This is a genomic window from Thiomicrorhabdus sediminis (genome assembly GCF_005885815.1).
Lineage (GTDB): Bacteria > Pseudomonadota > Gammaproteobacteria > Thiomicrospirales > Thiomicrospiraceae > Thiomicrorhabdus > Thiomicrorhabdus sediminis.
On record NZ_CP040602.1, the window covers coordinates 1,311,949 to 1,338,582 of the forward strand.

Consider the following 26,634-nt stretch of genomic DNA (forward strand, 5'->3'; position numbering starts at 1 on the left):
ATAGGGGAGATTATTCGTCAATTTACGAAAAAAACCCTCATAACGAGGGCTTAATTGAATTTATAAAGGTTTACTTAGTCGATTAAGAGTTCAATCCTCGGACTTAAGGCGATTGATGCCTAGCATCTTCATAATATATTTTTGGTAAACCGGCTCAGAATTACCAGACTTCATATTACGAATAAAATACTTCTCGAAGGCGATCTTGGCTAAATGCACCCACTTGCCTTTTTTTGCCCATGTCAGATTACGTGGCGGAATTTGCGGCAAGGCAACGAACGCCGCGCCATTATCACCCATGTCCGCCAGACACACCGTATTCCATGTAGGTTCCTCATGCGGTTCTTTTCCAGCGATATTAGCTTCGATATTATGACAAATCGCGGTTACCATCGATTCAATCATCAAACCGGTTTTCGGCGTACCGCAGGGCACCGGACATGTGCTATCGACCGGTGGAATCGCAATCCCCACACCCAATGCATAAATATTATGGTAGGTCGGGTTACGGCTGAACTGGTCAACCTTAACGAAGCCTCGCGGATTGACCAAGGGGCCGCCCATTTTTTCAGGGTCGGCATCAACCATTTCCTGCAGGAACTTGGTACCTTTGAATGCCGGCAACATCATCGAATAACTAAAGGGCAATTCATGCTGTTTGATAACCTCACCTTGAGCATTATACTCATCGACAAACATCATGCCCTGTTCAATCTTGCTCACTTTGGCATTACAGATCCAATTAATATGACGCTGACGCATCTCCGATTCCATCAAACCTTTGGAATCACCGACACCGCCCAACCCCAAATGACCGATATAAGGCTCGGCGGTCACAAAGGTCATCGGTACCTTGTTACGGATTTTGCGCTTACGCAGCTCGGTTTCCATAATCATGGCAAACTCATAGGCTGGCCCGAAACAGGATGCTCCTTGTACCGCACCGACCACAATCGGCCCCGGGTTAGCACAAAACTCTTCCCATTGTTCAAAAGCCTCCACGGCATGAGGCGTGGTACAGACCGAAACCGTATGGCCACCGGAATGCTTTGGTCCAAGCCCCGGCACTTCATCAAACGCCAATGCAGGCCCGGTTGCCAATACCAGATAGTCGTAATCCATAACACTGCCGTCGTTAAGCGTGATCTGATTATTATCCGGATCCATTGCCGTGACTGTATTGTGATAAAACTCGATACCTTTTCTGGTCAATCTAGGTTCAAGCTTAAAGCTGATGTCTTCAGGCTTACGCCAACCAACCGCAACCCAAGGATTTGACGGTACAAAGGTAAAATCCTCTACCGCACTAACCACTTTCACTGTATGCCCTTTATCCAAGTGTTTACGAATATCGTAAGACATAGGTAAACCACCGGTACTCGCTCCAACCACAACCACTGTTGCCATCTGAACTCCCCTTTGAAAACAATAGAAAACGCTAAATAAACAAAAAATACCATAACTAAAAGTTATGCAAAAAGGCGCAATAAAACCTTAAACAGCAATAACTTATCGATAATACACAAACTAACATTTTTACCGCTTCAAGGAATAATAAAAATTACTTATAACATTAAAATATCGTCACAAAACAGAACAAAACTTAATCCAAATCAATATTGCCTTGTCAACATACATATGAGAGCCAAAAAACCTTATCTCGATAAACTTTTTCGAGTTCTCAGCCATTTACTGATTTTTGATCACGGTCTGGTTTAAAATACAGGCTATTTGCAAAATTCAATTAATAGATTCACAACCACAACAATCTCATGAAAGCTCTAAGCAACCTATTCCAAACCGCCTCCATCACTCTTAAAGGTCATCGATCCTACTGGGCACCATTAAATGCTGCCGAAAGCGCTCTGGCCATTGCCAACAAGGTCAAATCCAGTGACTCTCTTAACGTGGTATTGACCGCCAACTCTCAACAAGCCAGCCAACTACAGGAGAATCTGGGCTTTTTTCTTGGCAGTGAGATTGAAATTCTCAATTTTCCGGAATGGGAAACCTTGCCTTATGATCGCTTCTCACCGCATCAGGACATTATCTCCGAGCGTTTAAAAACCTTGTATCGCCTGCCACAGCTACATAAAGGCGTATTGATTGTGCCGCTAGCGAACATGATGCAGAAAGTGGTGCCGCACGATTTCTTGCAAAAATTCAGTTTCTTGCTCAACAGTGGTGACACTTTAGATACCGAGGTTTTCTGCCAACAGTTAGAATCCGGCGGCTATCAGCGTGTCGGCCAAGTCTATGAACATGGCGAGTTTGCTTTGCGTGGTGCGATTATCGATCTATTCCCGATGGGCAGCAAAACCCCTTACCGGATTGATCTGTTTGATGATGAAGTCGAATCGATCCGCAGTTTTGACCCGCAAAGCCAGCGCTCCATCGAACAGATTGCCAATATTGAGTTATTACCGGCCAAAGAGTACAACTTGAATAAAGACGGCATTGACCTGTTCAAACAGCAGTTCAAAACCTACTTTGGCGAAGACGCAAGTCGTGCGCAACTCTATGAGAGCGTCAGCCAAGCTCAGAACATCGGCGGTCTGGAGTACTATCTACCGTTGTTTCATGACCAGCTCAACACTCTATTCGATTATTTGCCCAAAGACAGTCTGTTTTTCGACTTTACCTTGCAGCAGCAAACTCAAAGCAATGAAGACAATCAATTGAACGATCTATTGCAATCGGTGTTTAAAGACTACGATGAGCGTTATCAGATCGGTCAGCACAACCCGGATTTTCCACTGATCAAACCTCAGGATCTATTACTTTGTGCAGACGATTTTTTAATCCAGCTCAAAGCCTATCACCGCATTGTATTGCAGCCGGTCTGCTCGGCCAAAACCAGCAGCACTTTTGACTGCAAGCCTTTACCGGACCTGACGGTACAATCGCAAAGCGAATATCCGCTGGCCAAACTAAATGCGTTTATCGACCGTTATCAAAAACCGATTGTTTTCTGCGCTGAGACCACCGGGCGTCGAGAAAGCCTGTTAAGCCTGCTGAGCAAGCATAAAATCCGTCCGGCAGTGCTCGATAACTGGAATCAGGCCAGTGAGCAATTAAACGATACGAAAAAACAGATCAGCATTATTGTCGGCCCCTTAGAGCAGTCGATTCACTGCGACCGCTTCAGTGTGATTTCCGAAACCCAGATCCTTGGGCAGACCGTTGTTCAAAAACGCCGTCGCAAACGCACTAAGCACAACGACTTTGACACCGCCGTCAGCAATTTGGTGGAGCTTGAAGAAGGTCACCCTATTGTTCATATCGACCACGGTGTAGGACGTTATCAAGGTTTGCAAACCATCGAAATACAAGGTGAGGCCAAAGAGTTCCTAATGATTGAATATGCCGGTGAGGCCAAACTCTATGTACCGGTCAGCTCATTGCATTTGGTCAGCCGCTACACCGGCACCACACCGGAAACCGCACCACTGCACAAGTTGGGTAGCGATAAATGGGAAAAAGCGAAGAAAAAAGCCGCCGAAAAGGTACGCGATGTTGCCGCAGAATTGTTAGATGTCTATGCACAGCGCGCCGCACGTCCGGGTTACGAGTTCCAAACGCCTGAGGAGGCTTATCAACGTTTTGCCGCCAGCTTTCCATTTGAAGAAACCCCAGACCAGCAACAAGCGATTGAGGCCGTGCTGAATGATATGCATTCACCTCGACCGATGGATCGTCTTGTATGCGGCGATGTCGGCTTCGGTAAAACGGAAGTCGCCATGCGCGCTGCATTTGTCGCGGCCTATGATGGTAAACAGGTGGCGATGCTGGTACCGACCACCCTGCTTGCTCATCAACACTGGGAGAACTTCTCCAGCCGTTTTGCCGATTGGCCGATTCGCGTTGAGGTGTTGTCGCGTTTTCAAACCGCAAAACAACAAAAGCAGACTCTGGAAGCCCTCAAGGAAGGCAAGATCGATATCATTATCGGCACCCATAAACTCATACAGAAAAGCGTCGATTATCAGCACCTCGGTTTGATTATCATCGATGAAGAACACCGCTTTGGCGTGCGCCAGAAAGAACAGCTGAAAAAGATGCGTACCGAAGTCGATGTCTTGACCATGACGGCGACCCCGATTCCTAGAACGCTGAATATGGCAATGAACGATTTGCGCGATCTATCGGTAATCGCCACACCACCGGCGAAACGTCTAGCGGTACAAACCTTCGTCCAGCAATGGAATGATGACGTAGTGCGCGAAGCCAGCTTACGTGAGATCCGTCGTGGTGGTCAGGTCTATATCCTGTTTAATCAGGTCGATCGCATTGAACAGATGGTCGAGCATATTGAACAACTCCTGCCCGAAGCCAAAGTCACCTACGCTCATGGCCAGATGCATGAACGTGAATTGGAATCGGTCATGGAGAACTTCTACCACCGTCGTTTCAACATTCTGGTTTGCACCACCATTATTGAAACCGGTATCGATATCCCTACCGCCAACACCATTCTGATTCATCGCGCGGATAAGTTCGGACTGGCGCAACTGCATCAATTGCGTGGTCGTGTCGGCCGCTCACACCACAAGGCTTATGCCTATATGTTCACCGGAGACAAGGCCAGCGTCACCAAGGATGCCGAAAAAAGACTTACAGCGATCGCCAAGCATGACACGCTGGGTGCCGGATTTATGCTTGCCAGCCACGACTTGGAAATCCGCGGTGCCGGTGAACTGTTAGGCGACGGTCAGTCGGGACAGATCCAGGAAATCGGTTTTGGTCTATACAGCGAACTGCTGGAACGAGCGGTCAAGGCATTGAAATCGGGTAAACAACCGGAATTGAACGCCAGTTTACATAGCACTACCGAAGTCGACTTGGGCGCCCCTGCTTTGATTCCTGAAGACTACCTTCCCGATGTACACAGTCGTCTGGTTTTCTACAAGCGTATTGCCAGTGCTGAAACAAAATCCGACCTGCGTGAATTAGAAGTTGAGATGATTGATCGTTTCGGCCTGCTTCCGGATCAAGTGAAAACCTTATTCGCCGCCACTCAAGTCAAGCTTGTGGTCGAACCGGTAGGAATTATCAAACTTGATGCCAACGACAGTTCGATTCGTATTCAGTTTAATCAACAGCCTGACATTGACCCAATGAAACTGATTCAACTGATACAATCTCAACCTAAGCACTATCAATTAAAAGGCCAAACGGAGCTGGTATTTTTCGATACAATGCCAACAATTGAACAACGTATTGCAGCGCTTGAATTGATTTTACGTTCAATTAAAAATTAGGCTTGCCAATTCAATATCCAACGGAATTAAATTTAATGCTTTACCAACAATTTCAAAACATTAAGATCAATACTAAAAGCAAAATCAAACTTTTAGCTCACGCAGTTAGCTATGCTTTTTTAATGCTGTTTGCAAGCCATGCAGCACAAGCAAATTCCGAACAAGCCAGTTATAAAATTGAAGTGATTGTTTTTGAAAGCCTGGCTTTAAAAGGTTGGACCGAAGAATACTGGCCTGAAGAAATAGAGCACCCAATTATTGAAAACAGCACACCATTATCCAGCAAAGACAAGCCGCCTTTATGGTTAAGCCTGCAAGATCGGGACATGAATGACAATGCGGCAAAACTAAGCAAACGCGGCTACCGCGTACTGTTTCACCAGGCCTGGTCACAACTGGCGCCAAGCAACTCCAACGCCCCTACCGTGATGATCGAAAACGAATCGCAATATGGCACAACCATGCTCGGTACGGTCCGCCTGTATAAAACACGCTTTGCTCATGTCGATTTCGATTTGGAATTTGACCGTCGCATTCCGGACAAGATCCTCAACCAGTTTCTCGAAAAGCAAAACCTCGCTAACACGATAGTGAGTAACAATATGGACAGTAGCAACGTACCACAGAACTGGGCGTTTCATTTAAGCGATTCACGAAAAATCAAACCGGGCGAGCTGCACTATATCGACCACCCGCTATTTGGCATTCTGGTGCAAATCAGCACACTGAATTAAATCAGAGCAGCAATCTGTTATTAGCTCAATTGATAAGCAAAGGATTCATTTTGCCAGGTAATGGCTACAGATAGACCGCTGTATTTTGCAGGAATATCTTCCTGTAACTGATAAAAGCCGGCAATACTGATCAGTTCCGGCTCGAAACTATAGGCCTTGATACAGACTTCCGCATCAGCCTTTTCTTCATTATTGGCGGCATAGGCTTTACCCATCAAGGCGCCGCCGATATGAATGCTTCCATCCGCAATCACCTCGGCTCCGGCTTCAACATCACCGAGAATCACCAAATCTCGTCCTTGTGCATAAACCTGCTCACCGGCAACAACGCTTTTGTAGTGAATCAGAGGAGATCTGCTATCAATCGATTCGACAGTGGCCAAGCCTTCGACCTCAGCTGATTCTATCGTCTTGCTAAGGTTTTGTTGCGAATTTAACTGCTCAAGCAGTAGCGCATTTAACGCTTGCGGAGACTCTTCAGCGGGATCGGACTGCTGCGCATGACAGTGCTCAGAAAACAGTGCCAGCCCGGCATAAGCCGCTTGCTCGGCAAGTCCAAGGTTATGACTTTGCAGACCAATCGGAAGAAAATTATATTGCCTTGATAACTCAACGAGCTGAGCCAGAAACATCGGCTCGATATTTTCATCCTGTAAATCAAGTACACAAGGCACAAAATACAGCGGCTCCTCACTTGTTGGTTCCGCTTCATCAGGCATAATCGGCAACCCCATGCCTCTGCCGTTTTGACTAACCGACTGCTCACTTACCGCCTGGGCAATCTTGGCACTGAGCCTTTGCTGGTCGGCACTGTTCCGGTAGGCATCCAATTGCTCTGCAATCGATTTAAGGTCTTTACCTACAACCTGAATAATCGCCAGAGAAAAGTGGGCTCTATCAATACTAACTTGAACTGAAATGTTATCGGTCACCTGATGCCTGATCCATAATAAACAAGAGATTTTGCAGTCTACAAGAGCCCTTCTAATCCGTCAATATCAAGCTTTAAGCGATCGCGTTTTATTTATATTTTCATTTTTTACCACGATCTCACAAAGACAATATAAAACAGCTAGATAGCTGACAAGGCGCTGCCAACAGGTTAAAATCATCGCCAGTTTTTCAATCGCAAGCACTCTCCAAAGAGAAAGCCAAACAAAACAAATAGGGTCGTTTCATGTTTCAACTAGAAAATATTGATGCCGTTGAATATCGTAAGAAAACACGCCAGGCAACCATTAAAATCATGGCACTGTTTATCGTTATCGGTTTTATTACCGCAACCCTAGCGGTTGAATGGTTTGGCGCATACTCCAATAACAAATTGGTATTGAACTTTATCGGCGCCTTTATCGGTTTGATGATTACCGCAATGATTGTCAAAACGTTTTTTGCCGATAAGGCATGGATGAAAGAAGCCATCTATTCTTGGCGACTAAAACGCCATTTGATGATGATCACCAATAAAATCAGACCGATTCAAGAAGCCGCTCAACACAACGACAGTAATGCATTGAAAGTGATGCGTTTTTATCATCTCGGGTTACAGCAGATGCATAAGCTTGAAGACAACAATGCCGCCTTGCTGGATATCAAAGCTGAAATAAAAGAGCTGGAAGACAAAATCAATGAACTGGGCTTAGAGGCGAATCAAGACCACTTCGATCCTAGCTGGATTGAATCCTATCACAATCACTAAACGGAGATCTGCACCGTTTGTGTGGATTTATCGTGATAGTAGACATCGTAGCAGGCAACATAGCGCTTGCTGTCAGTGGTTTCAATAACTCGCGTAACGGTCAGGCAAAGCTCGACATCAATTAACGAACGGTAAGGGCTTGAAACCCAGATCCTACTTGTATTTTCCATCGCCTTGACAAAGTAGCGACGATTTTTCCAACATAACCCCTTACCCTGCTTTAATACCGTATTTTCCACATCGGCGTTATCAAGCGCATACTCTTCACTGACCTGATAACCTTCTTCATCCAGAATGAAAAAGCGTTTTACAAACGACATATTGGAGATCTGCAACATCTCTTGTTCTAAATGAGCTTCATTACTTAATTGGTAAAGCGGCTCAAACAGCGCCTCATAACCTTTGCGCTGAATAGTTTCGACAAATTGGCGCTCATCCAGATAAGCTGGATAATGATTGGTGATATCGACCAAGCGGCGTTCACCCTGAGTGACATGTTCAAAACTGAACTCCGGCTTGGCAAAATAAAAACCTTGCACCAGATCTACCCCGACATCCATCGCTAACAGCGCTTGCTCTTTTGTTTCAATGCCTTCTAGCAAGGCGATACTGCCTGATTGCTGTATCAATCGCGTTAAATTTCTCAAAATACTTTGGCTGCGCACACTTTTGCTGGCTTCAAGCAATACCTGACGATCCAGCTTTACGATATCCGGCTGCGCCTTCCAGATCCGGTCAACATTGGAGTGACCGGCACCGAAATCGTCTAGTGCAATCATACAACCCATTTTACGAATACGATAAATAAGCTCTTCAAATAGCTTTTCGTCCTTAATCTCGTTTTCTACGACTTCAACAACAATATGACGACCATTTACCTTGAGTTTTTTAACAATCGTATCAAGACACAGGTCTTCCATCTTATCGACCGAATCGAAATCGAGGTTAATAAAAATCCAGATATCATCGGTTTTTAGATCATTCCAGTTCTGCAGATGAAGCGAGTTGATAGCACGGATAAATTCGGTTTTACTGAGCCCTTCAGGAGCCTGAAGACAGTCATAGACATTAAGCGGTTCTTGAGTACTTTTATTGACACCACGAATCAGAGCTTCTACACCGATACAAGCCTGATTGGGAAAACTGTATATTGGTTGAAAAGCTGAAAACAGCTGCTTATCACCAAATTCGACAATATTCATAAACTCCTCAAATTCACTCAATTTATGGTTGCCAAGCCAGACACTTGACACCGATTACATCAAACAAGTAAATAAACTTACCACCCAGCAAGACAGCAAAAAAAACGCTCATAGTTATCACAATGTATTTTTGTGAACCCTATGAGCGCAACACTCCATTAACCAGCAATTTTCACAAACTATTTAACCATTAAAATACCAACTTATTTTTTATATTTAATTTCAACTAGTTAATCAATTAAAGATAAATAAAATAAACTTTAAAAAGATTACACTAACCACAAAGGTGCGAATAATGCACCAATAAATTTAACAAACTTACTCCACCCCACCTTGTGCCAACCCGGTCAAAACTCCGCACACCTCATGAGAAACCATAGAGATACGCTTACCCTGATCCATCGCCATTTTCCGCAAAGTCTTATAAGCATCATCTTCAGTCATTGATTTTTGCTGCATCAATAACCCCTTGGCCTTTTCGATAACCGCCCTCTCGGAGAGCTTATCCTTAACAAGCGCCAACTCCTTTTTTACCGCCAAGCACTCTTTAAAACGCAGCATGGCAACATCGACAATCGGCTTAATACGTTCCGGAGACTTACCATCGACAATATAGGCTGTGACACCTGCCTTGACGGATTTTTCAATTAATCGAGAATCCGGGTCCGCACTGAAACAGACTACCGGCTTTGGACAGTAATCACGTACTAGAGAAATCTGCTCAAAAAGCTCAAAGGAAGGTTTAGCGACATCAAGAACAATCAAATCGGATTGCTCTCTATCAAGCTGTTGCAGAAAGTTGCTTGCCACATCACAACTACTGATTGAAGAAGCGCCGGATTGCTTTAACCCATTTTCAAAAATAGCGCTATTAGATAAATCATCACTGATTAACAAAACAGAAAAAGGCCGTTTCATCGTTTTTTCACCCTTGAAATAGAACAACTTCAAGCAATTAACGAATTCTAGGCCATCAACACAATTTTATTAATTAACAATAATTTAGATAAAAAAGTCGTTTTCAACAAACGTAAATCAATACACCTTAGCACCAATAAGGACTCTATTCGTACAAAATTAGGGCAACACTAGCTTAAGGCAATTTTTTGCTGATATCCGCAAGATGAGACTGATACCAACTCACCACTTCTGACTCAGCCAAAGGCTGACTGACCAAATAGCCTTGACAAATATCGCAACCCAATTCTGCAAGATAACTCCAATCTCGGAAGCTCTCAACCCCTTCAGCAACGACTCTGACCCCAATCTTGCGACACATTCCTATTGTGCTTTCAACGGCTGCTTGCAGGTATGGATGATTGGAAACACCTTTCACTAAAGATTGATCAAGTTTCAGTTCGCTAAATGGAATTTGCGTGAGACGGTTTAAAGAAGACTCGCCAATTCCATAATCATCTAAAGACAACTGAAAACCTGCCAATTTCATATTATTCAAAACCGCCAATGCTTTGGAAATATCCTGAATCACCTCGGTCTCGGTGACTTCAAAAGTAATTTGCTTGGCCGTGGCGTTATAGATAGCCATACGTTGTTGAAGTTTTTTAAAGAAATCAACATCATTAAAGCTTTTAGAAGATAAATTGATGGCGACCTTAGTCTTCAAACCTTGTTCTCGCCATTGTGCCACCAGCCTAGAGGCTTGCTCAACCATATCCAAAGTGACTTCATCGATCAAATCGTGATATATCAGCGAAGGTACAAAATCGCCCGGGAAAATTTCACCATATTCGGGGTGCTGCCATCGCAACAACGCCTCAAAACCGACCAAGCTGTAATCGGAAAAACGGATTTTGGGTTGAAAGGATAGATGAAACTCGCAATGTTCCAAAGCTGCTTGCAGCTCACCCCTTGTGATACGGCTTTTTTTTAAATGATGTCCGCTACGGATAACATGAATATCTTTACGCTGAAATCGGTGCAAGACATCAAGCAATTCGCTTTCACCGAAAGGTTTGGTAAACGCACCCAAGGTGTAAAAACCAGAACTTTCGGCCATCAACTCCACACCTTTAATTAGGCTCAGTTCTCGACCGCTGATGATCACCAAGCCAAATTCACGTTTGTCTTCTGCGACCGCATTAATAAAGTCGATACCATTCATCACCGGCAACTCAAGGTCGCATAAAACCAAATCGATGATTTGATGGGTATTAACGGCCTGCAAAGCCTGCATGCCATCTTCGGCAGATAAAATCCGTGGAATGCCAACATGACGACACAACTCCTCAAGCATTAATCGTTGTGACTTGCTGTCTTCTACAATTAGTACGGTTTGTACGTCATTTATCATGCTTTAATTCCATTGCTGTAAAGCAAAAAACGGTGCTGTTTAGGCTACGGTACTCTGCTCCACTTTTTTTAGCATCGTGCTGGCATTAGCGATATTGGTCATGTGAGATTGATGCCATTCAAGCACGGCCTCCTCAGGCATCGGTCGACCGACCAAGAAGCCTTGACAGATATCACAACCGTAAGCACACAACCAAGACCAGTCGCGGAACTCCTCAACACCTTCAGCGACAACCTTTATCGACATTTTACGACACATACTGATCATGCTTTCGACAGCGGCCTGCAATGACGGTTGCTTGGCGATACCATTGATCAATGAGCGGTCGAGTTTCAGTTCGCTAAACGGGATTTGAGTTAAACGGTTTAGTGACGATTCACCGGTGCCAAAATCATCCAACGCCAAATCAAAACCGGATAACTTCAAGTTATTCAAAATGGACAATGCCATTGTCATATCCTTAATGACCTCGGTTTCTGTGACCTCAAATGACACCTGATTACTCAAAATTCCATATTTATCAATACCTTCACAGATCTTCTTGGCGAAACTGGCGTCGTGGAAACTCCGCGATGACAGATTAATGGCGACGTTTGTTTGCAAACCGACTTGATTCCATTTTGCTAAGGATTTTGCCACCGCTTCGACAATCCATAAGGTTACTTCATCGATCAAATCAAAACGTACCAGCGCTGGCACGAAATCCGCCGGTGAAACCATTCCCCAAACAGGATGATTCCAACGAAGCAGGGCTTCAAAACCGACTAACTTATAGTCATCAAAACGAATTTTCGGTTGAAAATGTAAACAAAACTCATCTTTGGCGATAGCTTTTTGCAAGTCGCTTTCACTCAAACAATCTTGCTTTGAATTCCTAGCGCCTGGCTGGATCTTGATGGCACCCGGCTTGAAATCGGCAATCACCGTATCCAGATTCTCTTTTACAAACGGCTTGGCAAAAGCGCCTAAAGTGCTAATTCCGGCACTTTGAGCCATCAATTCAACGCCTTTGATCAAGTTCAGCTCTCGGCTGCTCATTACCACTAAACCAAATGAGCGTTTATGCTCTGGAATGGCATTAATGAAATCGATACCATTCATGACAGGCATTTCCAGATCGCACAAAACGATATCTATATTGTTATGCTGCTCAATCAATTCAAGGGCGTGCTCACCATGCTCGGCACACAATATTTTGCTTACACCCGATTCAAGACAAATCATCTCTAAAAAGTCTCGTTGACTTTTACTGTCCTCGATAATAAGGATACAAGAAACTTCGTTGCTCACAGATACCCCTGTTGTTCTAATGGGTTCGTACTCTTAGCCACTTAATTCACCTGCTAAAATTCCATTCTTAGCGTCATTCTTAACTGTCTGACCGATTCACTTTTGATAAAACCTATATTATACGTACTTTAACCCACCTTGTATCAATTCATTTAATTCAGCTAAATCAATCAACAAAACCTATCGAAATAAAGTAACAACATTTGATCACGGTTTTAAATCAAAATAATTAATCCCAATAGATCAGACATTAGTATACAAAGCATGAATCACATAGCTCACGACAAGCCCATTAAAACTCCAAAGAGCATGGTAAGAATTTGAGATCGATTATAAAAAACGATTACTTTCAACCTGTTGAAAGCACGGATAACAATAATAAAAAAACCGGCCTAATAGACCCAAAAACCATCTATACCTGCCTTTTTTCTTGTTTTCTAATAAAAAATAACTCGCTCAGCTCCCAAAAGGGTTGTCCTTTACCATGAATAATTGATGGCGACTGAATTGATGATTTCCTTAATGAGGTAAATTTTTGTGAGAATTTGGGGCAACAACTAAGCTTTGATAGCAAGATCTGCTTGATAATTAAGGTTTACAAAAGAATTAATGGCATTACTATCTTTTGCAGAACGATTATTATTAGTGCTTTGGCCAACCGCCTGCAAAGCACATTCACTCGATTCCAACCAACCTCTAATTGAACGATGACCTTGCTGTAGGTAATCTCTTAGAGAGCCTACAGCTGTATGCGCCATAGACAGGTTAGCATAATGATCTCTGGCACCAGCATGCCACACGCCAATTTGTTCAGGTGTTAGCGCAAGCATGGTTTGCAAATAATTTTCCGGCACCAGAGGAGAGTCGACCGGATAAGTAATCCATCTTGTGATTTTATTGTGATGAGAACCCAACCAACCTTGTTGATAGGCATTAATCACTGAATCAATACCCGCTAAAGGCCCACAAAAATCGTTATAGATATCGGAAATGACCGGCTGACCTAACTGCTCATAGAACCCAATGTTTCGGTTCGCGCTAATGAAAATAGGCAAAACATCCGGAGCGAATCGACCCCCGTTTTTTTTCTGTTTAGAGTCTGTTCGTCTTAACTGTCTATATTGCTTGCTTAATTGCGCTAACACCTGTTCGATCAAAGTGGTTTGCTGATAGATGCACAAGCCTTTATCGACACCACCCATTCTTGATCCTTGTCCGCCGGAAAGAATAATAATACCGACTTCGGTTATGTTTGCTGGCATGGCTGCTGTTGCAGTATCGACATAACAAGGCATGAGTTAATATTCCCAATACTCGATGATGTCACCTGCTTGATAAACACAGCCAGGCTTTAAGCGAATAAAACCGCTGGCTTGGGACAATATCTGCATACGGCTGGACGAGGTTTGCATAATCGGTTTAATTCCATGTTCGGTTTTAATCGCCTGCAACCAGATGGTTTTATCTGTAGCTTGATTTGGCTGCGCGATATCCACCTGTAACTTTTCAGGCCGAGATTTTTGACGCCAGGCTGTTTTACCGCTCATTTTCAGCAGGCTTTCGACAACAAACAACTTAAAACTCATAAAGGCGGCCAACGGGTTCCCGGGCAAGGCAAATAATAAGGTCTGTTGTTGCCTTGCAAACGAAAACGGTTTGGCCGGTTTCATTGCCAATTTCCAGGACCAAGCGTCTTGCAACTCGGCAAACACTTGCTTGATACAGTCTTTATGCCCCATTGAAGCACCACCTAGCGTCAAAATCACATCCGCTTGCGCCATCCAACGCTTTAAGCTCTGGCGTATCGCCGACAAATCATCCGTTAAACGTACTATCGCAAGCACCTCAACCGGAAGCTCCTGGCACAGCGCGGCGATTTGATAACTATTGGAATCATAGGTCATGCCCTGTTTAGCGACCTCACCGACTTGCAACAACTCATTACCGGAAGCCAAGATCACCAGTCCGATTTTTTTCACCACGACGGCGCTATCAACCCCTAAAGAAGCAATCAGGCCAATATCTTTAGCGCCTATTTGATGACCCTTTTGCAACACCACCGAACCTTGCAGTACATCATCCCCCACCTGCTTGACATGACGTCCCTGCGAAATATGGGTTGGCAAAAGCAGATGTTCGCTTAGCTTATCGGCCTTGATGTGATTTTGACTTTTGATCATGGCTTGCTCGAAAGGCACAACGGTATCAAACCCCTCGGGCAGGCAGGCTCCGGTCATAATTCTTAAGGCCTTGTCGGTCTTAACCGGCTTTGTCTGATCTCCGGCATAAATGGTATCAACAATCTCAAACGACTCTTGTCGATTATCAAAACGGAAGGCAAAGCCATCCATCGCACTTTGTGCACTGGACGGTATATTGATGGGGGCGATAATATCCTCGGCGAGCACTCGACCCACCAAATCATGCAAGTAAACCGATTCTGTTGCTTTAAGCGCTGTAACCTGGCAAAGCACAAAGTCATGCACCGCTTGATAATCACTTAGAAAATGAGGATTTTTTTGTAACATAAATCGCCTCCAGCTGAATCGGGAACGGTGTTATAAATTGCGCTGCTGCCAATATAGCGTCGCTTCGGCCAAAGCCGCTTCGATGGACAGATGCTTGATTAACATTAAGGCACTCGCGGCACTGGCAATGACGGCTGATACACCGTAATCATCTTCAACCGCGCCATCCCACAGATGAACAATATGTGAAGTGTGCCATTCCTGCGGACGTCTTTGGCGTTCGCTAATCGCTTTAAAGGCGACTTTTTCAATCTCACTGTTAGCGGGATTATCTGTTGGCTTGGTGAAATCCGAAAAAAACAAATTACTTAAGGCGTCCGGCCGGATTTCCGCTTCACCACCTTCTCCCTTAAACACCATATTACGATCAATACCGGCGGTCGCCGCGGCACAATGATGTAGGTTTTCAACCCCCTTATGAAAAATACCCTGCACAGCACAGCGCGCATTCAATGGGTTCAATAGCTTTACTACTGTATTAAAAACCGTTCTCACGCCGAGTTCCTCTTTAAGGTGTAACAGTGCCTTGAATTCCTCGCCAAATACAGATAACGGCAGATACACCAATTCACCTTGCGCTATGCGTTGTTTGGCATCCTCTCGGCTGGTCGCGATATAACCGCCTAAACTTTCGATAAAAGCTTGCGAATAGTGGCGATTGGCAAACTGCCCTTCATCACCATGCAGGCAAATCTTAAAACCGTTTTGCACCAGCAGCTTTATCGCCAACAGGTAATACGGTGGATAACGCCATTTGCCAGCATAAGATGACCAATCAAGATCAATTAGTCCCGTTTTCGCGCTGTCAGTGTCGATACCTAGGGCGTTACGCGCCCCTTTTACAAAACCAATCAATTCTGCCGGAGTCTCCCCATTGGCACGCATCAGCAGTAAGAAGGCTCCCAACTGTTTATCGGTGACCTTGCCTGCAAGCACCATAGCCAATGCTTGCTCGGCCTCTTCCGTGGTCAAAGCTCGGCGACTTTTAGGCCCCTTACCCAAAATACGCAAATACTCACTAAATGGATGGTCTTGACTCATACTCGTTCCTAAACAGCGATCTTATGATCAGATTGCGCCACTTGTTCAAACTTGAATGGAACAATACCCTGTTGTTTGGCCGACAGAATTCGCTCACGAACCTTAATCACCTCGCCGACAACCAATAATGCCGGCGGTTTGATACGGTTTTGATTAATGGTTTCGGTTAATTTACCTAAGCTGGTCACGGTGACTTTCTGATCAATTCGAGTCCCTTTTTCAATAATCGCCGCCGGCGTATCGGCAGTCATGCCATGGGCGATCAAACCGGCTTGAATTTTCGGCGCATTTTTGATTCCCATATAAAACACCATCGTATCGCCCGAGCTTGCCAGACGGGCATAGTCAATCGCCGCAGCCCCTTCTTGCTGGTGTCCGGTTACCAAAGCTACCGACTGTGAAAACTCGCGATGTGTCAAAGGAAAATCGGCATAAGCCGCACAACCTGCGGCTGCGGTAATCCCCGGAACAACCTGATAATCGATACCGGCACTCGCCAACACCTCGACTTCTTCACCACCGCGACCGAAAATATAAGGATCCCCACCTTTAAGACGAGCGACTTTTTTACCCTGTTTCGCATAATCCACCAACAACTGACAAATTTCTTCCTGCGGCAACGCATGATGCTTGGATTTTTTACCGACATAAACACGCTCCGCTTCACGGCGCGCCAAATCAACAATTTCATCCGAAACCAGGCGATCATATAACACCACATCCGCTTGCTGTAACAAACGTTGTGCTTTGAATGTCATCAACTCGGGATCCCCTGGCCCCGCTCCGATAATATAAACCTCTCCATCCGGCATTTGCTCAAATTGGCCGGCGTTTTCGAGCTGTTTTTCCAGCATAGCTTGCGCTTCTTGTGCCTTGCCATGAACCGCCTTATCAATAAACACGCTATCTAATAACTTTTCCCAAAACGCCTTGCGTCCGTCCAATGACTGAATCGCGTCTTTCACCTTATCGCGGTATTGCCCAACCAGATCGGTCAATTTGGCGAAACCATGCGGAATCATCGCTTCGAGTCTGGCCTTCATGACTCGAGCCAATACCGGCGAACGCCCTCCGGTGGAAATCGCAATGGTCATGGGTGAACGATCGACAATCGCCGGCAGAATAAAGTCGCAATATTCGGTTTGATCGGCGACATTGACTGGAATATCATGTTTTTGGCAAAACTCATAAGCGGCAAGGTTGACCGCTTGCTCGTCAGTTGCCGAAATCACCAGTTTAGGTAATGCCTGAACAAAATTCTGCTGCACGATAGCGGCGCTGAATTCGGCTCGAACCCAATCGATTTTGCCCTGTGCTAAAAAGCGCTGCATCTCCGCTTTCAGCTCTGGTGCGATAACACTCACCCTGGCACCGGATTGTATAAACAGATCGGCTTTTCGGGCAGCCACTACACCGCCACCGACAATCAGGCATGGCTGGTCTTTAATATTCATGAAAATCGGTAAATAGTCCATAACAGAGCTCCTCAGTGCTTCTTAATGGTTCTTAATCGACTAGCTCGACGGCTTGCGTTAAAATCTCTTTCAATTCCGGTAAACAACTTCCGCAGTTGGTTCCCGCCTTCAAAGCGGCACCGATATCTTCTGCCGATAACAGTTTTTCGCTCTGAATCGCTTCGACAATGGTATTGATGCCGACACCAAAACAAGAACAAACGATCTTGCCGACATCCTTGGCGCCGCTTTGTTTACCGGCCAATAGGCAACGACGCTCACTATCACTTAAATCGCTGAGTTCGAACAACCCTGCCAGCCAGTCACGATTGATACCGGCAAACAGTTGATTGCTGCCTGTTGTCGGCTGCTGCGCACAAACAAATATCAGTTGCTCAACGGCACCGTTTTGCACACAAGCCAAACGGCTCTGCTGCTGGCTGTTGTCTTCATATTCCAGCCAACTGCAATCACTCTGCTGCTCAGTGGTTAGTATGCTTTGCCAGTCAGCCAACTGATAAGCTAGCGCTTGGTCACAAGACAGTTCATAGCGATAAAAACCTCTGCCCTTAACCTTGACCCAATAAAAATCAGTCGTTTGCGTGCTAAGCTTTTGATTGCTTAACTGTTGCTTTTTTAACAAGGCTTTTTTCAAACCTTGCATATCCAGCTCGGTACGGCTGAAAATCAGCGCTTGCCAGCGGCTCACAAAAGGCTCGATTTTGACCACGGCGTGTTTTGATTCCGGCTGACCGGATAAGGCATCGACATTGGCGGCAACCAACGCATCGACCCTGGCATCGCTGGCATACTGTGCGGTCCAATGCATTGGTGCAAACACCTCACCTTTGCGTTGGCCATCACTGATATCGACACGGCCGATAAACTTCCCTAAATCATTGCTAGCCTTGACCAAACCACCCTGCTCACAACCCAAACGTTCAGCATCATCAGGATGCATCGAAAGATAAGGCTGATCACGGTGAGCCATCAAACGAGCGGTTTTAGCGGTACGGGTCATGGTGTGCCATTGATCGCGAATTCGACCGGTATTCAACACAAACGGAAACGAATCGCTCACCACACTTAAAGGCGCTTGCGGTTTTATGGCAATAAACTGGGCCTTACGGTTGGCGGTAAAAAACTGAGCATCACTAAACAATCTTTTGCTGCCGATCGGTTTGTTATGCGCATCACGTTCAATGACCGGCCACTGGATAGGCTTTAACGCCCTATATTCACTTTCAGACATATCAATCAACGCCGACAGATTAAAATCCCGCAGCTGCTCATCTTCCGCCATACCGTTTTCAAAAGCCGATAGCTGTGCGTGTTCATTAAAAATCTGCGCTGTATTGGCATAGTCAAACGCTTGCTGATACCCCATGCGTTTAGCGACTTCACAAATCATCCACCAGTCAGCGCGTGCATTTTTCGGGCCTTGCATAAACTGACGTTGAATAGAGATGGTTCGATCCGAGTTGGTCACCGAACCTGTGGTTTCCCCCCAGGTCAAAGCCGGCAATAAAATATCACCAACATCGGTGGTATCGGTATGCTGCATACAATCGGAAACCACGACGGTGTCACACAATTGCAGCGCTCTTCTTACCGCATCGGCATCCGGCATCGAAACCACCGGGTTGGTATTCATAATCCAGATAGCCTTGATTCTTCCATCGGCCACCGCTTTAAACATATCGACCGCTTTCAAGCCTTCTGATTGCGCCATATTTTGCGCTTGCCAAAAACGCGCAACACGATCGATATTCTCCGGCTTGCTAAAATCCATATGAGCCGCCAACTGATTAGCCAAACCGCCCACCTCTCGACCGCCCATCGCATTCGGCTGACCGGTGATGGAAAAAGGCCCACACCCCGGTTTACCCAAGGTTGCGGTTGCCAAATGACAGTTGATAATCGCATTCGATTTGTCCACCCCGCTGGAGGATTGATTAACCCCCTGCGAATAAAGCGTGACCATTTTTTCAGTGCGCATGACCCACTGATAGAATTGTGCTAACTCTTCTTGCTGAAGATCGCACTGCGCGGCAACCGATGACAGATCACCCTGCAGTTGCCGTGCGATTGCCAGTGCTTCGCCAAAACCTTCGGTATGCTGTTCGATAAAGCTCTGATCAACCGCTTGATTATTGGCTAAATAAGCCAAAAGACCGTTAAATAACACCGCATCGGTACCGGGCTTTAACGGCAGATGCAAATCGGCGATATCACAGGTGGCCGTCTTTCTTGGATCAACCACCACCACTTTCATATTCGGGTTGGCTTTTTTCGCCGCCGCAATCCGTTGATAAACGATCGGATGCGCCCAAGCCGCATTGGAACCGACTAGCGTGATCAACTCGGCCTGTTCTAGATCTTCATAACTGCATGGCACACTGTCCGCGCCAAAAGCGCGTTTGTAACCGACTACGGCCGATGCCATACACAAACGCGAATTGGTATCGATATTGGCACTACCGAGAAACCCTTTAATCAGCTTGTTGGCGACATAATAGTCTTCTGTCAGCAGTTGTCCCGACACATAAAACGCGACACTCTGCGGGCCATGTTCGGCAATTACTTTTTGAAAACGGCTCGCTACCTCATTTAAAGCCGTTGACCAATCAACTTCCTGACCATTGATTTGCGGAGCCAACATACGCCCTTCAAAATTAACGGTTTCCCCCGCAGATGATCCCTTTACACACAAACGACCCAAATTGGCTGGATGCTGCTTATCGCCAATCAGTTGTACCTGATAATCTGCTAAAGCATCTGCCGGCGCGCTCTTTGACGGAACACTCACCTGCATACCACAGCCAACACCGCAATAAGGACAGGTCGTTAGTACTGTTTGGTTTTGTTGTGTCATCCGTTTCTCTTTCTTAATTCTTTGCTAACTTATTCTTGATCTGCTTTTAACCTGCTCAATAATCGATGTTATGGCATTTTCACCCAGACAGCGCTGTCTTCGATTTTGCTCTCGTAGGTTGGAATCTGCACGCCTTCAATATCCATACACTCACCGGTTTGCAGGTTGTAATGTTGTTTTTGCAGGGGGGACGCCACCATCAATTGACCTTTCAAATCGCCGATCATGCCGCGTGACATCACATAGGCTTGACCAATCGGATCAAAATTATTCAATGCGAACACTTCATCACCGATATAAAACAATGCCACCTGAACATTGTTGACCAACGCGGCTACGCCGGAGTCCTTGATTAAGTCGTCTAGATTACAGACCTTGATAAAATCGCTCATTTTTGTATTCCTATTTCTCGTTCTTTAAGGTTGGCTGTGCTGTTTGGAGGCTACTCCAAACAGCCATTGAGGTTTAAGCGATCTGCTTAATCTCTACCGCAATACCGGCCAGTTTTTCATCTTCGGTAGCCGGTCTGATTTGACCTCGCTGAGTGACAAACATCTGCTGCGCGGGCTCATCCACATTGACAAACGACTTGAAACGCTGGCTAAACTCAGGCGACTCAATCGCTTTTTGCCAATCGCACTGATAACCGTCATGCAACGCTTGCATCTGACGTTCCAGCTCTTCCCCCAAACCTAATGAGTCATCAATTACCACTTGTTTGACATAGTCGATACCGCCTTCCATGTTTTCCACCCAGGAAGCGGTACGCTGCAGGCGGTCACCGGTTTTGATATAAAACATCAGGAAACGGTCGATATACTTGAATAAGGTGTCACGATCCAAATCACTGGCAAACAGATCCGCATGACGCGGCTTCATGCCACCGTTACCGCAAACATAAAGGTTCCAACCGTTTTCGGTGGCAATCACACCGACATCTTTGGCCTGTGCTTCGGCACATTCACGAGTACAACCGGAAACCCCCATTTTCACCTTGTGCGGCGTGCGCAACCCTTTGTAGCGATTCTCGATATCGATCGCCAAGGTGGTGGAATCATCAACACCAAAACGACACCAGGTTGAACCGACACAGGATTTAACGGTACGCAGTGCTTTGGCATAGGCCTGACCGGATTCGAAACCGGCGCCAATCAACTCTTCCCAAATAGCAGGCAAATCATTCATCTGCGCCCCAAACAGGACGATACGCTGACCACCGTTGACCTTGGTATAAAGACGGTATTTTTGTGCCACCTGACCGAGCACGACTAGTTTTTCAGGGGTAATCTCACCGCCCGGCACACGCGGAATCACCGAGTAGGTTCCATCTTTTTGCATATTGCCCAAATAGTTATCGTTGGTGTCCTGCAACGGAATCTTGTCTTTTTCCAAAGCGTAACTGTTCCACACCGATGAAAAGATATTACCGGTGGTCTGCTTGCAGACTTCACAACCATGACCCTTACCGTGTTTTGCCAATAGCTCGTCAAAAGTCTTGATCTCTTCCATTTTGATAATGTTGTAAAGGTCCTGACGTGAATAAGCGAAGTGCTCACATAGGTCGGTATTGACTTCGACACCACGCTTTTCAAGCTCTCTATTTAATACATTGGTGACCAACTGTACACAGCCACCGCAACCGGTACCGGCTTCGGTTGTCGCTTTGATATCGGCCATGGTGCAACAACCGCCTTCAACCGCATTGATGACATCCCCTTTGGAAACGTCATAACAAGAACAAAGCTGCGCGGTTTCCGGCAAGGCATCCGGGCCAAACAAGCTCGATGCGGAACCGTCACGGTTAGGCAAAATCAACATATCCGGATGCTCCGGCAATTCCATATCGTTAAGCATCAACTGCAACAAGTTACCGAAATCTTCCGCGTCTCCGACCAGAACCGCACCTAATAGCTTCTTGCCATCCGCAGAGACAACAATCTTTTTATAGACTTCCTCAGGCCCGTTTTCATAAACATAAGACAAGGCGTTTTCATCATTACCATGCGGATCACCAATGGAGGCGACATCGACCCCCATCAATTTCAATTTGGTACTCATATCCGCACCTTCAAAACTGGCAGGTTCGGCGTTCAATTGATTGACAACGGCCTGTGCCATCGCATAACCCGGTGCCACCAGACCGTAAATCATGCCATCATGCAGCGCGCATTCACCAATCGCGAAGACATCTTCAACAGAGGTTTTGCACTGGTTGTCGATCACAATCCCACCGCGTGGACCGATTTCCATACCGGATTGAGCCGCCAAATCGTCACGCGCACGAATCCCGGCGGAGAAAAGTACAATATCGGTTTCCAGCGATTCACCGTCGGCAAACACCATCTTGTTTAAACTGTTCTCGCCATCAACGATTTCGGTAGTCGCTTTTGAAGTGTGTACCGTGACCCCCAGGTTCTCAATCTTGCGCTTTAACAGTGCGGCCCCTCCTTCATCAAGTTGAACCGGCATCAATCTTGGTGCGAATTCGACCACATGGGTTTCCAAGCCCAAATCTTTCAGAGCCTTGGCGGCTTCAAGCCCTAGCAGACCACCACCGACAACTACACCCACGCGACCGTTTTGTGCAGCCGCCTTGATCGCTTCAAGATCTTCGATGGTGCGATACACCAAACAACCTTCACGCTCATTACCGGTGATTGGCGGTACAAATGGATAAGAACCGGTCGCCATAATCAATCGGTCATACTCGATGGTGACACCGTTTTCCGAAGTCACCGTCTTCGCGGTACTATCAATCGCTACCGCCTTGTCGTTCATATAGATATTGACACCGTTTTGCTCATAAAAGCCCGGTTTCACCAATGAAAGATCTTCCGCCGTTTTACCGGAAAAGTACGAGGATAGATAAACACGGTCATAAGCCACGCGAGGTTCTTCACAGAAAGTGTGCACTTCAAAGTTTGCATAACCTTCGCTATTGACCAGTTTTTCGATAAAGTTATGACCCACCATACCGTTGCCGATAACAACAATTTTCTGTTTGTTCAGGCCATTTTCAGTTTGCGTATTCATGCGACTCTTTCCTTCTGCTTATTCTTTTGCTCGGTTGACGGCGCGAAACCATCACCAAAAATTAATGTATCTCGATAGGCCGTCATATCGTTTTGTGCGACCAAGTTATCAAATATCCAATTCGAACCGGTGACGTCGCCAAACATCACCACGCCTTGTATACGGTTGTCTTTTAAAACAATCTTGCGATAAATATTCTGTTGAAGGTCTTTAAAGACCAGAGATTCCGACTCTTCGGAATCGTTGAAGTCGCCTGCGGAAAACAGGCTGATGCCGGTAACTTTGAGTTTGGTAGAAATAAAGCTTCCCTGATAAACCGATTCACTGCCCGCCAAGTGTTCGGCTAACACCTGAGCCTGTTCATAAAGCGGTGCAACCAAGCCATAAAGCATACCTCGGTGCTCAACACACTCACCTAAGGCATAAATATTTTGTTCTGAGGTCTGTAGCTGATCATTAACCAAAATGCCACGATTAACATCCAGACCGATTTTCTCGCCGATGGTTGCGTTCGGACGAATACCGACCGCCATCACCACCAAGTCGGTTTTCAAAACTCGGCCGTCGGCCATCTTCACCGCTTCAACCTGATCCTCGCCAACAATCTCAACGGTTTCCGCATTCATCGCAAACCTCATCCCTTGCTTGGTCAAGGATTCCTGCAATAAGGAACCTGAGATAGCATCCATCTGCATATTCATCAAGACATCGCCGCGATGCACGACAGTAACGTCCATGCCACGTTTGAGCAGGCCGTTAGCCGCTTCAAGTCCTAAAAGCCCACCGCCGATGACGACCGCTTTTTTATTCTGTAAGGAACTGTTAATCATCAGTTCGACATCACGAATATCACGGAAAGCAACCACACCCGGTAGATCTTTACCCGGCACAGGTAGAATGAAGGGAGAAGAACCGGTCGCGATTACCAGCTTGTCATAGCTGTAATTTGCACCTAGATCGGTGGTAACGGTTTTATTGATTTTGTCGACAGCAACAATTGTTGTGCTGGAATGCAGATGAATATCACGCTTTTCGAACCAGTCATGGTCATGCGTCATAATGTCAGGAAGAACTTTCTCTCCTGCTAGCACAGGAGAAAGCATAATACGGTTGTAACCACCGTTGGGTTCCTTATTAAAAACCCTAATATCGAATTGTTCGGGAGCCTCGTCAAGCAAGCGCTCTATAAAACGCGCTCCGACCATTCCAGAACCGATGACTATAAGTTTTTGCTTCATTGCAACCCTTTATCAAAGTCCCGGAAAAACAATTATTGCCGGGCACAGTTATTCACTAATGCGATCCGACAACAGATCATTTAACTCAATTTTAATCACCAATTAGCATCCTGTGTGCCAACACACATAACCCAATGTTTTAATAGCATATATCTAAAAAAACCGCGCAAAAGGCTTGATTCAAGCCGCACAACAAAAGCAGTTTCGCACCAATTCAAATAAAAAGTCGCACCAATTTAATTCAAAATATCCGCTACAGTGATGAACGACTTTTATTCAAGGTTGAAAAAACTCCTTATCTCTTTGATTTCGTTTCTTTTAAAGAAACATGGTGTTCGAATTTGCTTGTTCGGGGGTCATAACACTGATGTTATTCAGATATACATACAACGAGGTTTTTCATGTCTATCGACCATTCCAAATTCAACCTGCTGTCTTTCAGCGGTAACACCCGCATCCTGCATTTAACCTGGCTTGCGTTCTTTATGTCCTTTGTCGTTTGGCTAGGACTGGGGCCGATGATGCCTTTTATTCAAGAGGCACTACAACTTAGCTCACAACAGGCAAAAGTTCTGCTTATTCTTAATGTGGCCATGACCATTCCGGCGCGCATTATTGTCGGTATACTGGTCGATAAATATGGCCCTAAAATCATGTATTCGGCGATTTTAATTCTTGGCGGCGCCATCAGCATTGCCTTTGCCTGGGCGCAAACCTATGAAGAACTTGCCTTATTGCGTTTCTTGTCAGGCTTTATCGGTGCCGGCTTTGTGGTGGGTATCCGCATGATTTCAGAATGGTTCCCGGCCAAACAGACCGGTATCGCTCAAGGTATCTATGGTGGTTGGGGCAACTTCGGTTCAGCCGGCGCGGCAATGACCTTGCCATTTATCGCTTCTTATTTTGGCACCGATGAAGGCTGGCGCATCGCCATCACCCTTGCCAGCTTCGTAGCGATTGCCTACGGGGTTATCTATTTCTTTAGTGTATCCGACACGCCAAAAGGTTCGACTTACTTCAAGCCGAAAAAAACCGGTGCCATGGAAGTCACCTCCAAAGCAGATCTAGCACTTTATATTATTATGAATATCCCGTTATATCTTGCTCTTGGAGTTTTGACCTGGAAACTTTCTCCGCAAAATATGGGCTTAATTACCAGCGAAAGCACCTATGCAATCTATGTGATTCTGGGAGCAACCTATGCTTTTCAGATCAGCAAGATTTGGCAGATTAACAAGCACATCTTTAAAGAACCGGTTCCGCCGTTACATAGTTATAAATTCAAACAGGTGGCGATTCTGGACTGGGCCTATCTAGTCACTTTCGGAACCGAGCTGGCGGTAGTTTCCATGCTTGCCATGTTTTATGTATCCTGGTTTGAATTGCCAAAAATCACCGCCGCTTTATTAGCCGGCATCTACCCTTTCATTAATCTGGTCGCACGTCCAGGCGGCGGCTGGATCAGTGATCGCTTTGGCCGACGTCGTACCCTATTGGTGATTTTTGCCGGAATTACCGCAAGCTTTTTATTCCTTGGCAATGTCGATAAGAGCTGGTCGGTCGAATTGGTGGTGGCCATTACCATTATTGCCGGAATTTTCTCTAAGGCAGGCTCTGGTGCGGTCTATGCCATGGTGCCGTTAATCCAGCGCCGCATGACCGGGCAAATCGCCGGTATGGCCGGGGCTTACGGTAATGTCGGGGCGGTTCTGTTCTTAACCGTAAACAGCCTGGTCGATTACGATATGTTCTTTATGGTTATCGGTGTGGTTTCGGCTGCGGTGTTGACAATGATTGTCTTCTTCCTTGAAGAGCCGGAAGGCCAAATGACCGAAGTGTTACCGGACGGAACGGTACAATTGATTGATGTTAAATAACTCGATTAACCGGCAAAATTAGCTTAAAACCCAGAGAAAGCCAGTTTATACTGGCTTTTTTGCTATGGGGCAGTATCGTTTAAAGGATCAC

The 26,634-nt window shown here is 45.7% G+C and carries 18 protein-coding genes; 4 read left to right on the forward strand and 14 right to left on the reverse strand.

What is annotated here, in order from left to right; translation table 11 throughout:
* Nucleotides 1-90: 90 nt before the first annotated feature.
* Complete coding sequence (locus FE785_RS06045; protein ID WP_138564894.1) at nt 91-1,407, reverse strand: NAD(P)/FAD-dependent oxidoreductase; 1,317 nt, start codon at nt 1,405-1,407, stop codon at nt 91-93.
* 365 nt (nt 1,408-1,772) lie between these two features.
* Here FE785_RS06045 and mfd point away from each other — a divergent pair, with 365 nt between their 5' ends.
* Both mfd and FE785_RS06055 read left to right on the forward strand, forming a co-directional pair.
* The gene (mfd, locus tag FE785_RS06050) at nt 1,773-5,261 is read left to right on the forward strand and encodes a transcription-repair coupling factor (RefSeq protein WP_138564895.1); all 3,489 of its coding nucleotides are present in this window, start codon (nt 1,773-1,775) and stop codon (nt 5,259-5,261) included.
* A 35-nt stretch (nt 5,262-5,296) separates the two neighbouring features.
* Nucleotides 5,297-5,995: a CsiV family protein gene (locus FE785_RS06055; protein ID WP_138564896.1), complete on the forward strand. Its 699-nt coding sequence runs from the start codon at nt 5,297-5,299 to the stop codon at nt 5,993-5,995.
* A 20-nt stretch (nt 5,996-6,015) separates the two neighbouring features.
* On the opposite strand, the gene FE785_RS06060 is transcribed toward FE785_RS06055, so the two are convergent.
* Nucleotides 6,016-6,927 carry a septum site-determining protein MinC gene (locus tag FE785_RS06060; protein ID WP_138564897.1) on the reverse strand — a complete coding sequence of 304 codons (912 nt, stop codon included), beginning with the start codon at nt 6,925-6,927 and terminating at the stop codon, nt 6,016-6,018.
* Between the two features lie 245 nt (nt 6,928-7,172).
* Here FE785_RS06060 and FE785_RS06065 point away from each other — a divergent pair, with 245 nt between their 5' ends.
* The gene (locus FE785_RS06065) at nt 7,173-7,694 is read left to right on the forward strand and encodes a DUF3087 family protein (RefSeq protein WP_138564898.1); all 522 of its coding nucleotides are present in this window, start codon (nt 7,173-7,175) and stop codon (nt 7,692-7,694) included.
* Here FE785_RS06065 and FE785_RS06070 read toward each other — a convergent pair.
* The 12 genes from FE785_RS06070 to FE785_RS06125 form a co-directional block, all read right to left on the reverse strand.
* Entirely contained in the window at nt 7,691-8,896 is a 1,206-nt protein-coding gene (locus FE785_RS06070) for a sensor domain-containing phosphodiesterase (protein WP_138564899.1), read from the reverse strand. The genes FE785_RS06065 and FE785_RS06070 overlap by 4 nt on opposite strands.
* A gap of 318 nt (nt 8,897-9,214) precedes the next feature.
* The gene (locus tag FE785_RS06075; protein WP_138564900.1) at nt 9,215-9,814 is read right to left on the reverse strand and encodes an ANTAR domain-containing response regulator; all 600 of its coding nucleotides are present in this window, start codon (nt 9,812-9,814) and stop codon (nt 9,215-9,217) included.
* Between the two features lie 175 nt (nt 9,815-9,989).
* Entirely contained in the window at nt 9,990-11,207 is a 1,218-nt protein-coding gene (locus FE785_RS06080; protein WP_138564901.1) for an EAL domain-containing response regulator, read from the reverse strand.
* A 39-nt stretch (nt 11,208-11,246) separates the two neighbouring features.
* Nucleotides 11,247-12,497, reverse strand: a complete 1,251-nt coding sequence (locus FE785_RS06085; RefSeq protein ID WP_138564902.1) for an EAL domain-containing response regulator — start codon at nt 12,495-12,497, stop codon at nt 11,247-11,249.
* A 557-nt stretch (nt 12,498-13,054) separates the two neighbouring features.
* On the reverse strand, nt 13,055-13,792 hold the full coding sequence (locus FE785_RS06090; protein WP_138564903.1) for an NTP transferase domain-containing protein: 738 nt from the start codon (nt 13,790-13,792) through the stop codon (nt 13,055-13,057).
* Nucleotides 13,793-13,795: 3 nt separating this feature from the next.
* Nucleotides 13,796-15,025, reverse strand: a complete 1,230-nt coding sequence (locus FE785_RS06095; protein ID WP_138564904.1) for a molybdopterin molybdotransferase MoeA — start codon at nt 15,023-15,025, stop codon at nt 13,796-13,798.
* A 30-nt stretch (nt 15,026-15,055) separates the two neighbouring features.
* The gene (locus tag FE785_RS06100; protein WP_138564905.1) at nt 15,056-16,066 is read right to left on the reverse strand and encodes a glycosyl transferase family protein; all 1,011 of its coding nucleotides are present in this window, start codon (nt 16,064-16,066) and stop codon (nt 15,056-15,058) included.
* Between the two features lie 8 nt (nt 16,067-16,074).
* The gene (cysG, locus tag FE785_RS06105; protein WP_138564906.1) at nt 16,075-17,541 is read right to left on the reverse strand and encodes a siroheme synthase CysG; all 1,467 of its coding nucleotides are present in this window, start codon (nt 17,539-17,541) and stop codon (nt 16,075-16,077) included.
* A gap of 31 nt (nt 17,542-17,572) precedes the next feature.
* A complete protein-coding gene (locus FE785_RS06110; protein WP_138564907.1) occupies nt 17,573-20,395 on the reverse strand; it encodes a nitrate reductase in 2,823 nt (940 codons plus the stop codon).
* Between the two features lie 68 nt (nt 20,396-20,463).
* Nucleotides 20,464-20,787, reverse strand: coding sequence for a nitrite reductase small subunit NirD (gene nirD / locus FE785_RS06115; protein WP_138564908.1), 324 nt, complete (start codon nt 20,785-20,787; stop codon nt 20,464-20,466).
* Nucleotides 20,788-20,860: 73 nt separating this feature from the next.
* Nucleotides 20,861-23,428 carry a nitrite reductase large subunit NirB gene (gene nirB / locus FE785_RS06120; RefSeq protein WP_138564909.1) on the reverse strand — a complete coding sequence of 856 codons (2,568 nt, stop codon included), beginning with the start codon at nt 23,426-23,428 and terminating at the stop codon, nt 20,861-20,863.
* The gene (locus tag FE785_RS06125; RefSeq protein ID WP_138564910.1) at nt 23,425-24,666 is read right to left on the reverse strand and encodes an NAD(P)/FAD-dependent oxidoreductase; all 1,242 of its coding nucleotides are present in this window, start codon (nt 24,664-24,666) and stop codon (nt 23,425-23,427) included. The genes nirB and FE785_RS06125 overlap by 4 nt, the downstream gene beginning before the upstream one ends.
* Before the next feature lie 401 nt (nt 24,667-25,067).
* Here FE785_RS06125 and FE785_RS06130 point away from each other — a divergent pair, with 401 nt between their 5' ends.
* Entirely contained in the window at nt 25,068-26,543 is a 1,476-nt protein-coding gene (locus FE785_RS06130) for a NarK family nitrate/nitrite MFS transporter (RefSeq protein WP_138564911.1), read from the forward strand.
* The last annotated feature ends 91 nt before the right edge of the window (nt 26,544-26,634 follow it).

Bases quoted from the DNA above. Each gene is read 5' to 3' on its own strand.
- mfd (WP_138564895.1), top strand. From the start codon at position 1,773: ATGAAAGCTCTAAGCAACCTATTCCAAACCGCCTCCATCACTCTTAAA.
- FE785_RS06070 (WP_138564899.1), bottom strand. From the start codon at position 8,896: ATGAATATTGTCGAATTTGGTGATAAGCAGCTGTTTTCAGCTTTTCAA.
- FE785_RS06075 (WP_138564900.1), bottom strand. From the start codon at position 9,814: ATGAAACGGCCTTTTTCTGTTTTGTTAATCAGTGATGATTTATCTAAT.
- nirD (WP_138564908.1), bottom strand. From the start codon at position 20,787: ATGAGCGATTTTATCAAGGTCTGTAATCTAGACGACTTAATCAAGGAC.
- cysG (WP_138564906.1), bottom strand. From the start codon at position 17,541: ATGGACTATTTACCGATTTTCATGAATATTAAAGACCAGCCATGCCTG.
- FE785_RS06100 (WP_138564905.1), bottom strand. From the start codon at position 16,066: ATGAGTCAAGACCATCCATTTAGTGAGTATTTGCGTATTTTGGGTAAG.
- FE785_RS06055 (WP_138564896.1), top strand. From the start codon at position 5,297: ATGCTTTACCAACAATTTCAAAACATTAAGATCAATACTAAAAGCAAA.
- nirB (WP_138564909.1), bottom strand. From the start codon at position 23,428: ATGAATACGCAAACTGAAAATGGCCTGAACAAACAGAAAATTGTTGTT.
- FE785_RS06080 (WP_138564901.1), bottom strand. From the start codon at position 11,207: ATGATAAATGACGTACAAACCGTACTAATTGTAGAAGACAGCAAGTCA.
- FE785_RS06045 (WP_138564894.1), bottom strand. From the start codon at position 1,407: ATGGCAACAGTGGTTGTGGTTGGAGCGAGTACCGGTGGTTTACCTATG.
- FE785_RS06065 (WP_138564898.1), top strand. From the start codon at position 7,173: ATGTTTCAACTAGAAAATATTGATGCCGTTGAATATCGTAAGAAAACA.
- FE785_RS06130 (WP_138564911.1), top strand. From the start codon at position 25,068: ATGTCTATCGACCATTCCAAATTCAACCTGCTGTCTTTCAGCGGTAAC.
- FE785_RS06125 (WP_138564910.1), bottom strand. From the start codon at position 24,666: ATGAAGCAAAAACTTATAGTCATCGGTTCTGGAATGGTCGGAGCGCGT.
- FE785_RS06110 (WP_138564907.1), bottom strand. From the start codon at position 20,395: ATGACACAACAAAACCAAACAGTACTAACGACCTGTCCTTATTGCGGT.
- FE785_RS06090 (WP_138564903.1), bottom strand. From the start codon at position 13,792: ATGCCTTGTTATGTCGATACTGCAACAGCAGCCATGCCAGCAAACATA.
- FE785_RS06095 (WP_138564904.1), bottom strand. From the start codon at position 15,025: ATGTTACAAAAAAATCCTCATTTTCTAAGTGATTATCAAGCGGTGCAT.